14 protein-coding genes are annotated in these 13,980 nt (G+C 63.2%); all 14 read left to right on the forward strand.

What is annotated here, in order from left to right; genetic code table 11:
* Positions 1–121: 121 nt before the first annotated feature.
* The 14 genes from L4G42_RS22180 to L4G42_RS22245 are packed head-to-tail and all read left to right on the forward strand — an operon-like array spanning position 122 to position 13,888.
* Positions 122–856, forward strand: coding sequence for a glycosyltransferase family 2 protein (locus L4G42_RS22180; RefSeq protein WP_237253527.1), 735 nt, complete (start codon positions 122–124; stop codon positions 854–856).
* A complete protein-coding gene (locus L4G42_RS22185) occupies positions 853–1,797 on the forward strand; it encodes an LpxL/LpxP family acyltransferase (protein ID WP_237253528.1) in 945 nt (314 codons plus the stop codon). Before L4G42_RS22180 ends, L4G42_RS22185 begins: the two co-directional genes overlap by 4 nt.
* Positions 1,778–3,322, forward strand: a complete 1,545-nt coding sequence (locus tag L4G42_RS22190) for an HAL/PAL/TAL family ammonia-lyase (protein WP_237253529.1) — start codon at positions 1,778–1,780, stop codon at positions 3,320–3,322. Before L4G42_RS22185 ends, L4G42_RS22190 begins: the two co-directional genes overlap by 20 nt.
* Positions 3,315–3,740 (forward strand): acyl-CoA thioesterase, encoded by a 426-nt coding sequence (locus tag L4G42_RS22195; protein WP_237253530.1) that lies wholly within the window; start codon positions 3,315–3,317, stop codon positions 3,738–3,740. The genes L4G42_RS22190 and L4G42_RS22195 overlap by 8 nt, the downstream gene beginning before the upstream one ends.
* Positions 3,737–4,339, forward strand: coding sequence for an outer membrane lipoprotein carrier protein LolA (locus L4G42_RS22200; protein ID WP_237253531.1), 603 nt, complete (start codon positions 3,737–3,739; stop codon positions 4,337–4,339). The genes L4G42_RS22195 and L4G42_RS22200 overlap by 4 nt, the downstream gene beginning before the upstream one ends.
* Entirely contained in the window at positions 4,329–6,644 is a 2,316-nt protein-coding gene (locus L4G42_RS22205; protein WP_237259800.1) for an MMPL family transporter, read from the forward strand. Before L4G42_RS22200 ends, L4G42_RS22205 begins: the two co-directional genes overlap by 11 nt.
* Positions 6,641–7,816, forward strand: coding sequence for a cation:proton antiporter (locus tag L4G42_RS22210; RefSeq protein ID WP_237253533.1), 1,176 nt, complete (start codon positions 6,641–6,643; stop codon positions 7,814–7,816). The genes L4G42_RS22205 and L4G42_RS22210 overlap by 4 nt, the downstream gene beginning before the upstream one ends.
* A complete protein-coding gene (locus L4G42_RS22215; RefSeq protein ID WP_237253534.1) occupies positions 7,803–9,050 on the forward strand; it encodes an NAD(P)/FAD-dependent oxidoreductase in 1,248 nt (415 codons plus the stop codon). Before L4G42_RS22210 ends, L4G42_RS22215 begins: the two co-directional genes overlap by 14 nt.
* Positions 9,047–9,793 (forward strand): class I SAM-dependent methyltransferase, encoded by a 747-nt coding sequence (locus L4G42_RS22220; RefSeq protein WP_237253535.1) that lies wholly within the window; start codon positions 9,047–9,049, stop codon positions 9,791–9,793. The genes L4G42_RS22215 and L4G42_RS22220 overlap by 4 nt, the downstream gene beginning before the upstream one ends.
* Positions 9,790–10,278 (forward strand): DUF3261 domain-containing protein, encoded by a 489-nt coding sequence (locus L4G42_RS22225; RefSeq protein ID WP_237253536.1) that lies wholly within the window; start codon positions 9,790–9,792, stop codon positions 10,276–10,278. Before L4G42_RS22220 ends, L4G42_RS22225 begins: the two co-directional genes overlap by 4 nt.
* Entirely contained in the window at positions 10,275–11,471 is a 1,197-nt protein-coding gene (locus L4G42_RS22230; protein ID WP_237253537.1) for a beta-ketoacyl-[acyl-carrier-protein] synthase family protein, read from the forward strand. Before L4G42_RS22225 ends, L4G42_RS22230 begins: the two co-directional genes overlap by 4 nt.
* Positions 11,468–11,941, forward strand: coding sequence for a hotdog family protein (locus L4G42_RS22235; RefSeq protein WP_237253538.1), 474 nt, complete (start codon positions 11,468–11,470; stop codon positions 11,939–11,941). The genes L4G42_RS22230 and L4G42_RS22235 overlap by 4 nt, the downstream gene beginning before the upstream one ends.
* Positions 11,934–12,662: a 3-oxoacyl-ACP reductase FabG gene (gene fabG, locus L4G42_RS22240; RefSeq protein ID WP_237253539.1), complete on the forward strand. Its 729-nt coding sequence runs from the start codon at positions 11,934–11,936 to the stop codon at positions 12,660–12,662. Before L4G42_RS22235 ends, fabG begins: the two co-directional genes overlap by 8 nt.
* Positions 12,662–13,888, forward strand: coding sequence for a beta-ketoacyl-ACP synthase (locus L4G42_RS22245; RefSeq protein WP_237253540.1), 1,227 nt, complete (start codon positions 12,662–12,664; stop codon positions 13,886–13,888). The genes fabG and L4G42_RS22245 overlap by 1 nt, the downstream gene beginning before the upstream one ends.
* Positions 13,889–13,980 lie beyond the last annotated feature (92 nt).

Below are 13,980 nucleotides of genomic sequence, written 5' to 3' on the forward strand. Positions count from 1 at the left end.
GCGCGCTGGCCCGCGATGACGTCGGTACGCCCAACACATCTGTATTGCCTGTCGAATCGCAATCGCGGGCACTCGCGATCCTGCGCTGATGGATTGCGCACGCTCAAGGAAGAACTCGCCCATGCATAACCCCTGCGCCGTGATCCCGGTCTACAACCACGAACTCGCCGTACCGGCCGTGGTTCAGGAGTTGCTGCACGCCGGCTTGCCCTGCGTGCTGGTCGACGACGCCAGCAGCCCGGCCTGCGCCGCCGTGCTTGAATCCCTCGCCCAACAGGCCAATGTCTTTCTGGTGAAGCTGCCGATCAATCAGGGCAAGGGCGGCGCTGTCATGGCCGGCCTGCGCGAAGCGTCGAAACTGGGCTTCAGCCACGCCCTGCAAGTCGACGCCGACGGCCAGCACGATCTGAACGACATCGCGGTGTTTCTCGATCACTCACGCCAATACCCGGCGGCGCTGATCTGCGGCTATCCGCAGTACGACGCCAGCGTGCCCAAAGGCCGCTTGTACGCGCGCTACCTCACCCACGTCTGGGTCTGGATCAACAGCCTGTCGCTGCAGATTCCCGATTCCATGTGCGGCTTTCGGGTCTACCCGCTCAAGCCGGTGTTGCACCTGATCGACACCGTCAATCTGGGCAAGCGCATGGACTTCGACCCGGAAATCCTCGTGCGCCTGTCGTGGCGCAATCAGCCGATGCGCTGGCTGCCGACCAAGGTTCACTACCCCCTGGACGGCCTCTCGCATTTTCGGCTGTTCCACGACAACGCCCTCATCTCGAAGATGCACGCCAAACTGTTCTTCGGCATGCTCGGGCGCTTCCCGCTGATCCTCTGGCGGCGGTGGTTGCCATGAGTGACGCCGATCAAAAGCAGCACTGGGCGGCCCACGAGGAGCGCGGCAGTTTCCTGCTGATGAAGCTCACGGCCTGGGGCGTGAAAGTCCTTGGTCGACGGGTGCTCAGCCCGATCCTGCACGGCATCGTGCTGTACTTTTTCCTGTTTGGCCGTCGCGCTCGTCGCAGCGCGTGGGAGTACCAACAACACCTGGCCGATTGGACCCAGCAGCCACAGCTGCGCCCCACTCACTGGCGCGTGTTCGGACAATTCATGGCCTTCGCCGACGCCCTGCTCGACAAGCTGGACGTGTGGAATGGCAAGCTGGGACTGGAGCAAATTGAAATCATCGACGACGCGCACTTGCGTGATCAGTTGCGCGGCGAGCGCGGGCAGATGCTGGTCGGCGCGCACCTGGGCAACCTTGAAGTCTGTCGGGCGCTGGCCGAGCTGGGCGAAAAAGTCACCATGAATGTGCTGGTGCACACCAAGCACGCCGAGCGTTTCAACCGTCTGTTGGGCGAAGCCGGCGCGACCAATTTGCGGCTGATTCAGGTCAGCGAACTGGACCCAGCGATCATGCTGCAACTGAGTCAGCGTCTGGATCGCGGCGAGTGGCTGGCCATCGCCGGCGACCGCGTCCCGTTGCACGGCGGACGCAATGCGCGGGTCGACTTTCTCGGCCATACGGCGGCGTTCCCCCAGGGCCCATGGCTGCTGGCCGGCTTGCTGAAATGCCCGATCAACCTGATTTTCTGCCTCAAGGGCGCGAGCGGCTATCGGGTGATCCTCGAACCGTTCGCCGCTGCCATCGAATGGCGCCGCAGCGATCGCCAGCAAGTGATCGCCCAATGGACCCAACGCTACGCCGACCGTCTGGCGCACTACTGCCTGCAAGCGCCGCAGCAGTGGTTCAACTTCTACCCGTTCTGGAAATCCGATGACGAACCAAGCACCTGAGTCCATCATTTTCGGCGAAGGCCACCTGCGCATCGAGGACGTGCTGGCCCTGTCCAACCGCCAGCGGCCAACGGCGTTGCAGAACGACAGCGCCTACCGCCAGCGCATCGCCAAGGGCGCGCAGTTTCTTGATTCGTTGCTGGACAAGGAAGGCGTGATCTACGGCGTAACCACCGGCTATGGCGATTCGTGCGTGGTCGCGGTGCCGCTGCAACACGTCGAAGCGCTGCCTCGTCACCTGTACACCTTTCATGGTTGCGGGCTCGGCAAGTTGCTCGATGCCCAGGCCACCCGAGCGGTGCTGGCCGCGCGTCTGCGCTCGCTGTGCCACGGCGTGTCCGGCGTGCGCGTCGAGTTGCTCGAGCGGCTTCAGGCCTTTCTCGACCACGACATCCTGCCGCTGATTCCGGAAGAAGGCTCGGTGGGCGCCAGTGGTGATCTGACGCCGCTCTCTTATGTCGCGGCGACACTGTCCGGCGAGCGCGAGGTGCTGTTCAACGGCGAGCGTCGGCAGTCTGCCGATGTGCATCGTCAATTGGGCTGGGATCCGCTGGTGCTTCGGCCGAAAGAAGCGCTGGCCTTGATGAACGGTACAGCGGTCATGACCGGTCTGGCATGCCTGGCTTTCGCCCGCGCCGATTATCTGCTGCAACTGGCAACCCGCATTACCGCGATGAACGTCGTGGCGCTGCAAGGTAATCCCGAGCACTTCGACGAGCGCCTGTTTGCTGCAAAACCGCATCCGGGGCAGATGCAAGTCGCCGCCTGGCTGCGCAAGGATCTGGCCATCGACGCGCCGACCGCCCCGCTGCATCGCCTGCAAGACCGATACTCCCTGCGCTGCGCCCCCCACGTGCTGGGCGTGCTGGCGGACAGCCTCAACTGGCTGCGCAGCTTCATCGAAATTGAGCTGAACAGCGCCAACGACAACCCGATCATCGACGCCGAAGCCGAACGCGTGCTGCATGGCGGTCACTTCTATGGCGGCCACATCGCCTTCGCCATGGACAGCCTGAAAAATCTGGTCGCCAACGTCGCCGACCTGCTGGACCGCCAGCTCGCGTTGCTGGTGGACGAGCGTTACAACCACGGCCTGCCGAGCAACCTTTCCGGCGCCCCGGCGGACCGCGCGATGATCAACCATGGCTTCAAGGCCGTGCAGATCGGCACCAGCGCCTGGACCGCCGAAGCGCTGAAAAACACCATGCCGGCCAGCGTGTTTTCGCGCTCCACCGAATGCCACAACCAGGACAAAGTGAGCATGGGCACCATCGCCGCCCGCGACGCCATTCGCGTGCTGGAGCTGACCGAGCAGGTCGCGGCCGCCACGCTGATCGCCGCCAATCAGGGCGTCTGGTTGCGCAGCCGCGCTGCCGATGCCCGCCCGCTGCCGCCCGCCCTTGCGGACATGCACGAACAACTGCGCGAGGACTTCCCGCCGGTAATAGAAGATCGCGCGCTGGAAGGCGAACTGCGACTGTGCCTGAAGCGCATCGCCGAACAACACTGGAGGCTGCATGCGTAGTAAAGGCGTGATCCACGAAGACACCGAAGTGCTGGTGCCGTTTTTCGACGTCGATACCATGCACGTTGTCTGGCACGGGCACTACGTGAAGTACCTGGAAGTGGCGCGCTGCGCGCTGCTCGACAAACTCGGCCACAACTACACGCACATGCTTGAATCCGGTTACGCCTGGCCGGTGATCGACCTGCAACTGCGCTATGTGCGCGGCGCGGTATTCGGCCAGCGCATCAACGTGCGCGCCAGCCTCGTGGAGTGGGAGAACCGCTTGAAGATCGACTACCTGATCACCGACATCACGACCGGCGAGCGCCTGACCCGCGCCAGCACTGTGCAAGTGGCCGTCGATGTGAACTCGCGCGAGATGCAACTGGCCAGCCCCAAGGTATTTGTTGAAGCGGTTGAGAGGGCTCTTTCATGAATCCTTTTAAGACCCTTGTTGCGCTGGCGCTGTTGGTGCTCACCCCGCTGGCACACGCCTTCGATCTGCAGCAACTGAGCGATCAACTGGCCAAGCCCGGCGTCATCCATGGCGCCTTCGTGCAGGAAAAACAGCTGCGTTCCCTGCCTCAGCCGCTGACCAGCAAGGGCAATTTCGTGCTGGCGAAGGATTCAGGCCTGCTGTGGCTGCTCGATACGCCGCTCAAACAGGATTACCGCATCACTGCTGCCGGCATCGCCCGTCGCGACACCGATGGCGGCTGGCAGATGCTGCCCGGCAAAAGCGCAGGCGCCGAGCAGAACCGGCTGTTTCTCGCGGTTTTACAAGGCGACAGCAGCGGCCTGCAGCGTGATTTCGACGTGCAGTTGAGTGGCGACGCCCAAGCCTGGCAACTGACCTTGGTGCCGCGCTCGATGTTGCTGAAACAGGTGTTCAAGCAAATCAACATCAACGGCGCCGCACTGGTGCAGCGCATCGAGCTGCTTGAAACCCAAGGCGACAGCACCCTGCTGAAGATGGTCGACAGCTCCAGCGCCCAGCCGCTGAGCGACTCGGAGCGCGCTGATTTTGCCGATTGAACGCCTGCTGCCGCGCCTTTTCCTGATTGCCTTGCTGGCAGTGCTCGCACTCGCCGGATGGCAATGGCGTCATGGCGCGCCGCTGTCGGCCAACCTTATGGAACTGGTACCCGGCAGCACGCCGGACGCGCTGGAACTGCGCGCCGAACAGCGCATTCAGGAGCCGATGAACCGCGAGATGCTGGTACTGGTTGGTCACGCCGATGCCGAAAAGGCCGTCGAGTTGGCGCGACAACTGAGCGAGAAATGGCAAGCCAGCGGGCTCTTCGAAAAGGTCCAGTGGAACGTGCAGGCCGATCTTCCGGCCTTGCGTGAACAACTGCTGCGCGGTCGTCTGGCGATGCTGCCGCCCAAGGACCGCACCGAATTCATCGAGCACCCCGAAGCATTTATTCAGCAACGCGTGCAAAGCCTGTTCGATCCGTTTGGCGGTTTCAGTCTGGTGCCCAGCCAGGAAGATTGGCTCGGGCTGACGGGGCGCATTCAGAACGGTCAGCCGATGCACGGTTCGGTGCAACTGGACATCGGCAGCGGCGCGCTGATCGCCAGGGCCGACGGCAAAAGCTGGGTCCTGCTGCGCGCCCGGACCCGCGCCGACGCGTTCGACATGCGCTTGCCGCTTCACGTCTCAGCGCTGCTGGACGAAGCGCGCCAACAGGCGAGCGCGAGCGACGCACAATTGCTGGCGGCCAGCGGACTCTTGTACGCCGCCCATGGCCAGCAACAGGCCACCCGAGAAATCACCTGGGTCGGCGGCGGCGCCACGCTAGGCATCCTGTTGTTGTTGCTGCTGGCGTTCAAACGCTGGCGCGTACTACTGGCGTTCATTCCGGTGATGGTGGGCATGCTGTTCGGCGCCACGGCCTGCGTCGCGCTGTTCGGCAAGATGCACGTCATGACGCTGGTGCTGGGGTCGAGCCTGATCGGCGTGGCGGTGGACTATCCGCTGCACTACCTCTCCAAAAGCTGGAGCCTGAAACCCTGGCGCAGCTGGCCGGCGTTGCGTCTGACGCTGTCGGGCCTGAGCCTGAGTCTGGCAACCAGTTGCATCGGCTATCTGGCCCTGGCCTGGACGCCTTTTCCGGCCCTGACGCAGATCGCCGTGTTCTCGGCGGCCGGTCTGGTCGGCGCTTATCTGACGGCGGTGTGCCTGCTGCCGGCGCTGCTCAACGGTGTCGAGTTGCGCCCTGCGCAATGGCCGCTGAAGATCGCCGAAGCCTTGATGAACGCACGCTCCCGACTGCTCACTCGCGTGGGCACGCCGGTGCTGCTGGGAATGTTGCTCATTTTTTGCGCAGCCGGCCTGCTGCAATTGACCACCAGGAACGACATCCGCCAATGGATCGCCGCGCCGCAAAGCCTGACCGACGAAGCGCGCTCCGTGGCGCGCATCACCGGTTATCAACCTACCAGCCAGTTCTTCCTCGTGCGCGGCGCCGATCAGCAGCAGCTATTGGAACGTCAGACCTCGCTGAGCCAGCGGCTCGATCAACTGGTCACCCAAGGCAAGCTGCAGGGGTATCTGTCACTCAACCAATTAGTGGCGACGCCTGCCGAACAACAGGCCACGCGCGCCGCCCTCGACACGCTGCCCGCGCACTGGCAGCCGTTGCTCGCGTTGGGTGTGCCGCCGGAGGTACTCAATAACGAACTGGCAAACCTGCGTGCCCTTCCCGTTCAAAGTATCGACGCTGTGCTGGCCGGACCTTTGGGCGAACCCTGGCGCCTGCTGTGGCTGGGCAGCAACGCTGAAGGCGTGGCCGGAATCGTCAGCCTGCAAGGCCTGAACGATGCGGCGCTGCTGCGCGAGCAAGCGCAGGATCTTCCGGGGGTGCAGTTGGTGGATCGCCTGGGTGATCTGAACAAAGTATTCGCCGCCACTCAGATCAGCGCCGCCGAGCTGAAGCTGGCGTCGTGTGTGCTGATCGTTCTGCTGTTGATCCTGCCATTTGGTCTGCGCGGGGCGCTGCGGGTGATTGCCCTGCCGTTGCTCGCGGCCGTGTGCAGTCTGGCGAGCCTCGGCTGGTTGGGTCAGCCGCTGACGCTGTTCAGCCTGTTCGGTCTGTTGCTGGTGACGGCAATCAGCGTCGATTACGCGATCCTCATGCGCGAGCAGATTGGCGGCGCGGCCGTGAGCCTGCTGGGCACGCTGCTGGCGGCGGCAACCACGTGGCTGTCATTCGGTCTGCTGGCGATTTCCAGCACACCGGCGGTGAGCAATTTCGGCCTGTCGGTGAGCCTCGGCCTGGCGTTCAGCTTCATTCTGGCGCCCTGGGCTGGGCGTCAGCACGAGTCACGCTCGTGATGATCGTCGCGTTCTGGGCGATTATGCTCGCGCTGTTCGCACTGGCCAGCCGGCTCGGCGCTCGACTGAACCTGATCCCCATCGTCAGCCAGTTGCTGCTGGCGACGTTTGCCATCCCGTTGCTGATGCTGTTCCTCGTCGAGCCGCAGTGGCAGCTCACGGGCGCGCAACTGGTTGCGCCGGTCTGGCTGAAAACCCTGTACGGCGTGAGTTTCGCGGTCGTGCTCGGGCATGTCCTCAGCGATGTGATCGATGTGCGCCTGGACCCGCAGAGCCTGAAAGTCGCGCTGCCCAGCTTCTGCGTCCCGTTTCTCTGTGGCGTCGGCTGCGCCGTGTGGCTTTTGCCGGCGTCGAGCTGGCTGAGCACCCTGGCGCTGGGGTTGGTGTTCGCCATCACTGCCATTCCCGTGCTGTACCTCTATCTCAACCATATCGGCTACCCGCCGCACGCCACGCGACGTCTGGTGCAAACCGCGATCCTCATTGATCTCGCCTGCTGGGGCCTGTTCGGGCTGGCCCAGGGCAGCCTGCACCTGACCAGTCTGGTTGTCCCGCTGCTGCTCGCCGGCGTGCCGCTGCTGTTACGGCTGCTGCGGGTTCGACAGCCACGGGTTTATGGCACCGTTTTCTTTGTGCTGCTGATGGTCGCCGAACACTATCGCCTCAACGCGCTCATCGTCGGCATCGGCTATCTGCTGTGCATGAACGCGCTCAAACAACCCTTCGCCCTGCCGCTGCGAGCCGCCTGCTTCAAGGCGCTGCAGCACTACGTGGCGATCCCGCTGATCCTCACGTTCGGCATCGTCCAGATCAATATTCACAACGCCATCGGTGAACTGGGCGGATTGAATCTGCTTGCGCTGGTCGTGCTGCCAATCGCCAGCAAACTGCTGGGCAACTGGATCGGCGTGCGCTGGGCGGCGCCTTCGTTTGCCGGTGCCGTGCGCTGGAAAGAAGCCCTGCTGCTGAACATCCGTGGCCTCAGCGAAATCATCTTTCTCAACCTGCTGCTGCAACAGGGGCTGATCAACCCGTCGTTGTATTTCGCGCTGATGATCATGAGCCTAATCGCCACCTTGTTGCCTGCCCTCCTGGGCATGAATCGCCCTCTTGATTTGCAAGACGTCGACGTCGTCGAACACTCGAAAAGGAAACCTTGTGCCAATAGCTGAAATGGAATGTCGCCAGATCGTCGTGATCGGTGCCGGCCCAGCCGGAGCCATCGCCGCCGCGTTGCTCAAACGTCAGGGCCACGATGTGCTGATCATCGAGCGCCAGCAGTTCCCGCGCTTCTCCATCGGCGAGAGCCTGCTGTCCCATTGCCTGGATTTCGTCGAAGAAGCAGGGATGCTGGAAGCGGTCAACGCCGCCGGCTTCCAGATGAAAAACGGCGCGGCGTTCGCCTGCGGTGAGCAATACAGCGCGTTCGACTTCGGTGACACCTTCAGCAACGGCAAGCCCACAACCTTTCAGGTCCAGCGCGCTGACTTCGACAAACTGCTGGCCAATGAAGCCGAGCGCCAGGGCGTTGAAGTTCGTTACCGGGAAGCCATCACGGCCGCAGACTTCTCCGGCGAACAGCCAATCCTCGACGTGCAGCGCGAAGACGGTACGGCCTTCCGCGTGCAAGCGAGGTTCGTGCTCGACGCCAGCGGATATGGCCGCGTACTGCCGCGCCTGCTGGACCTGGAAGCCCCCTCGAACTTTCCCCTGCGTCAGGCGGTGTTTACTCACGTCGAAGACCGCATCGACGACCAAGGCTTTGATCGCGAGAAGATTCTGGTGACGGTTCACCCAACCCAAAAGGACGTGTGGTTCTGGTCGATCCCGTTCAGCAACGGCCGATGCTCGGTGGGCGTCGTGGCATCCGCCGAGCGTTTCGTGGGCAAGCCCGATGACCTCGACGCCTGTCTGCGCGCGTTTATCGACGAGACCCCGAGCCTGAACCGCGTGTTGCAAAACGCAGTTTGGGACACCCCGGCGCGCAGCATCGGTGGGTACTCGGCCAACGTCAAAACCCTGCACGGCAAAGGCTTTGCCCTGCTTGGCAACGCAGCGGAATTTCTCGACCCCGTGTTTTCGTCTGGCGTGACCATCGCCATGCGCTCGGCGAGCATGGCCGCCGGGGTGCTGCATCGTCAGCTGCAAGGCGAGAGCGTTGACTGGGAAAGCGAGTTCGCCGCGCCGCTGAAACGCGGCGTCGACACTTTCCGCGCCTACGTCGAAGGCTGGTACGAAGGCAGTTTTCAGGACGTGATTTTCTATCCGGGCAGCAGCCCCGACATACGCCGCATGATCAGCTCGATCCTGGCCGGGTACGCGTGGGATGAGCGCAACCCGTTCGTCGCCGAGCCCAAGCGTCGCCTGCGCATGCTTGCCGAAATCTGCGCGAGCCCACGCCCATGAGTGGCCAGTATTTCAGCGACAGCTACGTCGAAGAGACGCGCCTGGGCTTTCTGTTTCTGCGCAGTCATACGTGGCAGCACCACGTTTTACGCGTGGCCATCGACGACCTGCGCAGCCTGTTCAGCGAAGCGCCGCCAGAGAACCCTGTGGTGCTGGACGCAGGTTGCGGGCAGGGCAAGTCGTTTCAATACCTGCACAGCGCTTTCAGCCCGGCGAAGATTTTCGGCATCGACGCCGACCCCCTCAGCCTGCAACTCAGCGCTGAAGAAGCTCGGCGTCGCGGCTTGAACGTCGAGCTGATCGGCAGCGATTGCGCGGCCTTGCAACTGGCAGACGCGAGCGTCGACATGGTCTTCTGCCACCAGACGTTCCATCATCTGGTCGAGCAGGAAAAGTCCCTCGCCGAGTTCTATCGCGTGCTCAAGCCGGGCGGTTATCTGTTGTTTGCCGAGTCCACCGAGGCCTACATCGACACGTGGGTGATTCGCTGGTTCTTCCGCCATCCGATGCATGTCCAGAAAAGTGCCGCGCAATACCTGGACATGCTGGGCAATGAAGGTTTTCATTTCACTGCGCACAACGTTTCGTATCCCTATCTCTGGTGGAGCCGGGCCAGGGATTTCGGTCTGCTGGAACGTCTGAAACTGGTCAAACCCAAGCCCTTTGGTAAACGTGAAGAGACGCTGATCAATGTCGTCGCACGCAAACCTCTCTCGGCACCCATAGAAGGTAAAGCCTCATGATTCGCGCCTTTCTGCTGGTCTGCGTTCTGTTGGTGAGTGGCTGCGCCAGCCATGCGCCGCTGCCTGCTCAAACGCCCCACATCAAATTCCCGGTGCAGCTGCACGTGCAGCGCGAACAGGCCGGTCAGCGCCAGGACTGGCTGATGGTGATCCAGAAGGAACGCCACGGCCTGCGCTTCTCGCTGATGGACCCTCTCGGTATTCCCGTTGCGCGCCAGCAGCTTCTCGAAGAACGCTGGAAGGCCGACGGTCTGCTGCCGCCCAACCACGAGGCGCGCGAGCTGTTCGCTGCCGTGCTGTTTGCCCTGACGTCCCTGAAAGAAGTGCGCTTTGACTACCCCGGCGTCCAGCTGCGTCCGTATGGGCGCAGTCTGGATGATCGCTGGTTCGTCGATTACGCCTCCGAGGGCTTCTTCAAGATCAGCATGGAAAGCGGCGAACTGAAATACGTCGTCAGCCCGCTCGAAGGCAAGGCGAGTCAATGACGGCGTACCTCAATGCCCTGGGGCTGATCTGCGCACTGGGCGATGACCGCCAGAGCGTGGCCCGGACGCTGTTCGCCGGGGACACCTCCTGCATGCGCACGGAAAGCGGCTGGATACCCGAGCGCTCGCTGCCCGTGGCCGGCGTGAAAAGCCCGCTGCCCACCCTCCCGGACGAGCTTGGCCAACAAAGCAGCCGCAACAACCAGCTGTTGCTTGCCGCCGCCCTGCAGATCGAACCTGACATTCAGCAGGCGATCGCGCGTTATGGTCGCGGCCGCATCGGCGTGATTCTGGGCACCAGCACCTCGGGGATCGACGAAGCGAGCCGCGGGATCGCCAGCTATCTGGCCGATCAGACCTTCCCGGAAAGCTACGACTACCGCCAACAGGAGCTCAGCGCTCCGGCCAATTTTCTCGCGTCCTGGCTGGACCTCAGCGGCCCGGCCTACGTGATTTCCACCGCCTGCACCTCCAGCGCACGCGCCCTGCTCAGTGCGCGCCGACTGCTGGACATGAACCTGTGCGACGCGGTGTTGTGCGGCGGCGTCGACAGCCTGTGCAAGCTGACCGTCAACGGTTTCTCGTCCCTCGAAGCGGTGTCGAACGAGCGCTGCAACCCGTTCTCGCGCAATCGCAACGGCATCAATATCGGCGAAGCGGCCGTGCTGTTTCTGATGACGCGTGAACCCGCAGACCACCACCGCATCGCCTTGCTGGGCGCCGGGGCCAGTTCGGACGCCCACCACATTTCCGCCCCCGAACCGAGTGGCCGCGGCGCTCGGCAAGCGATGCAGAAGGCGCTGGACAGCGCAGACCTGACCGCCGGCGATATCAGCTACCTGAACCTGCACGGCACCGCGACCCAGCACAACGACGCGATGGAAAGTCTGGCGGTCAACGCCGTATTCCCCGATGGCGTAGCGTGCTCGTCGACCAAGCCCATGAGCGGCCACACGCTTGGCGCCGCCGGGGCACTGGAAGCCGCGTTCTGCTGGTTGGCCCTCGCCCCCGAAAATGCCGAGGGGCAGCTGCCGCCTCATGTGTGGGATGGCGAGGCCGATACAAGCCTGCCCGCGCTGAACTGGGTCAAGCCAAACGAAGCCCTGCTGCTTGGTTCACCACGCCGGATGATGAGCAATTCCTTTGCCTTCGGTGGCAACAACGTCAGCCTGATCATTGGGGAGCACGCATGACCGCTGCACCTTCATGCCCATGGCCGCCGGCTGATTTACTGCCCCACGCCGGCGACATGGTGCTCATCGACGAAGTGCTGTCGTTTGACGAGGAGCAGATTCACACCCGCTTAACGGTTCGCGCCGGCGGGTTGTTCAATCGCCCCGACGGCAGCATGCCGGCCTGGGTCGGCATCGAGCTGATGGCGCAAAGCGTCGCGGCGTTTGCCGGCTGTAAGGCACGCGTAAAGGGTGACCCGGTCGAACTGGGGTTTCTGCTGGGCACGCGCAAATTCGAATGCAACGTCGAGCACTTCCCGGTCGGCAGCGAGCTGATTATTCATGCGCGGCGGTCGTTGCAGGATGACAGCGGCATGGGCGTGTTCGAGTGTTCTATGAGCGGTGCCGGCATTCAGGTCAGCGCCCGACTCAACGTTTATTGCCCGCCACAATCGGCGAGCTATCTGGCCGAAGGAGCCGTAAATGACTGACTCAATTCTGGTCACAGGCTCAAGCCGCGGTATCGGTCGCGCCATCGCGCTGCGACTGGCCCAGGCCGGCTACGACATTGTCCTGCACTGCCGCAGTGGCCGCGCCGAGGCCGATGCTGTGCAGCGTGAAGTCGAGGCACTGGGGCGTCAGGCCCGCGTTCTGCAATTCGACGTCGCCGACCGTGCTGCGTGCAAAGCCATCCTCGAAGCCGATGTCGAAAGCCACGGCGCCTATTACGGCGTGGTCTGCAACGCCGGTCTGACCCGTGACGGCGCGTTTCCGGCGCTGACCGATGACGACTGGGACATGGTCATCCGCACCAATCTCGACGGCTTCTACAACGTCCTGCACCCGGTGATGATGCCGATGATCCGTCGCCGCGCCGCCGGGCGCATTGTCTGCATCACATCCGTGTCCGGGCTGATCGGCAATCGCGGCCAGGTCAATTACAGCGCATCGAAGGCGGGCGTGATCGGCGCGGCCAAGGCGCTGGCGATCGAGCTGGGCAAACGCAAGATCACCGTCAACTGCGTCGCGCCCGGGCTGATCGACACGGCCATGCTCGACGAAAACGTGCCGGTCGATGAGTTGATGAAAATGATTCCCGCGCAACGCATGGGCACACCGGAAGAAGTCGCTGGCGCCGTGAATTTCCTGATGTCGGCAGAAGCTTCCTACATCACCCGCCAAGTGCTGGCCGTCAATGGAGGCCTGTGCTGATGAAACGCGTTGTCGTCACCGGCATGGCCGGCATTACGTCACTGGGCAGCGACTGGGCCAGCATTGAGGCCAATTTCACTGGCAATCGCAGCGGCATCCGGCGCATGGATGAATGGGATCGTTTCACCGAACTCAACACCCGTCTGGCCGGCCCCATCGATGATTTCGCGGTGCCCTCGTACTGGACGCGCAAGCAGCTGCGCAGCATGGGCCGGGTGTCGCGACTGGCGGTCGGCGCTGCAGAACAGGCACTGCGTGACGCAGGCTTGCTGGGCGATCCGATCATTCGTGACGGGCGCATGGGCGTGGCCTGCGGCTCATCCACCGGCAGCACCGATGAGATCAAGGCGTTCGGCAACATGCTGCTGAATTCCGTGGCCGAAGGCCTCAATGCCAATTCATACGTGCGCATGATGCCGCACACCACGGCGGCGAATATCAGCATCTTCTTCAACCTCACCGGCCGCCTGATCCCGACCTCCAGCGCCTGCACCAGCGGCAGCCAGGGCGTGGGCTATGCCTATGAAGCGATCAAGTTCGGGCGTCTGCCGTTGATGCTGGCCGGCGGCGCCGAAGAGTTGTGTCCCACCGAGGCTATGGTGTTCGACGCGCTGTACGCGACCAGCCTGAAGAACGATGCGCCGCACACCAGCCCACGGCCGTACGACAGCGGGCGCGATGGTCTGGTGATCGGCGAAGGCGGCGGCATGCTGGTGCTTGAGGAGCTGGAACACGCGCTGGCGCGGGGTGCGAACATTCACGCCGAGGTCGTCGGCTTCGGCAGCAACGCCGATGGCGTGCACACCACTCGCCCCGAGCAGGTCACCATGCGCCGAGCCATGGAACTGGCGCTGGAAGACGCAGGCCTGCCGCCCGACGCCATCGGTTACGTCAACGGCCACGGTACGGCGACGGAACAGGGCGACATCGCCGAAACGCTTGCCACGCAGAGCCTGTTCGGTTCGCGCATGCCGATCAGTTCGCAGAAGAGTTTCCTGGGCCACACCCTCGGCGCCTGCGGAGCGCTGGAATCCTGGTTCAGCATCGAAATGATGAACCGCGACCGCTATATCCACACGCTCAACCTCGACGAGGTCGACAGTCGCTGCGGCGAACTGGACTACCTGCGCGGCGAGCCCCGCCACATGAACCACGAGTTCGTGATGAACAACAATTTTGCTTTCGGCGGGGTCAACACGTCGTTGATCTTCCGGCGTTGGTCTTGACCGCATGATCTGCTCAACCCGTCGGAGCAATGGAAGACCCTCCGGTCCTGGCACTTCACTGATCTTCTACACCCGTTAAACACCTCAAGGAG

The organism is Pseudomonas petrae (genome assembly GCF_021728295.1).
GTDB classification, from domain to species: Bacteria; Pseudomonadota; Gammaproteobacteria; order Pseudomonadales; family Pseudomonadaceae; genus Aquipseudomonas; species Aquipseudomonas petrae.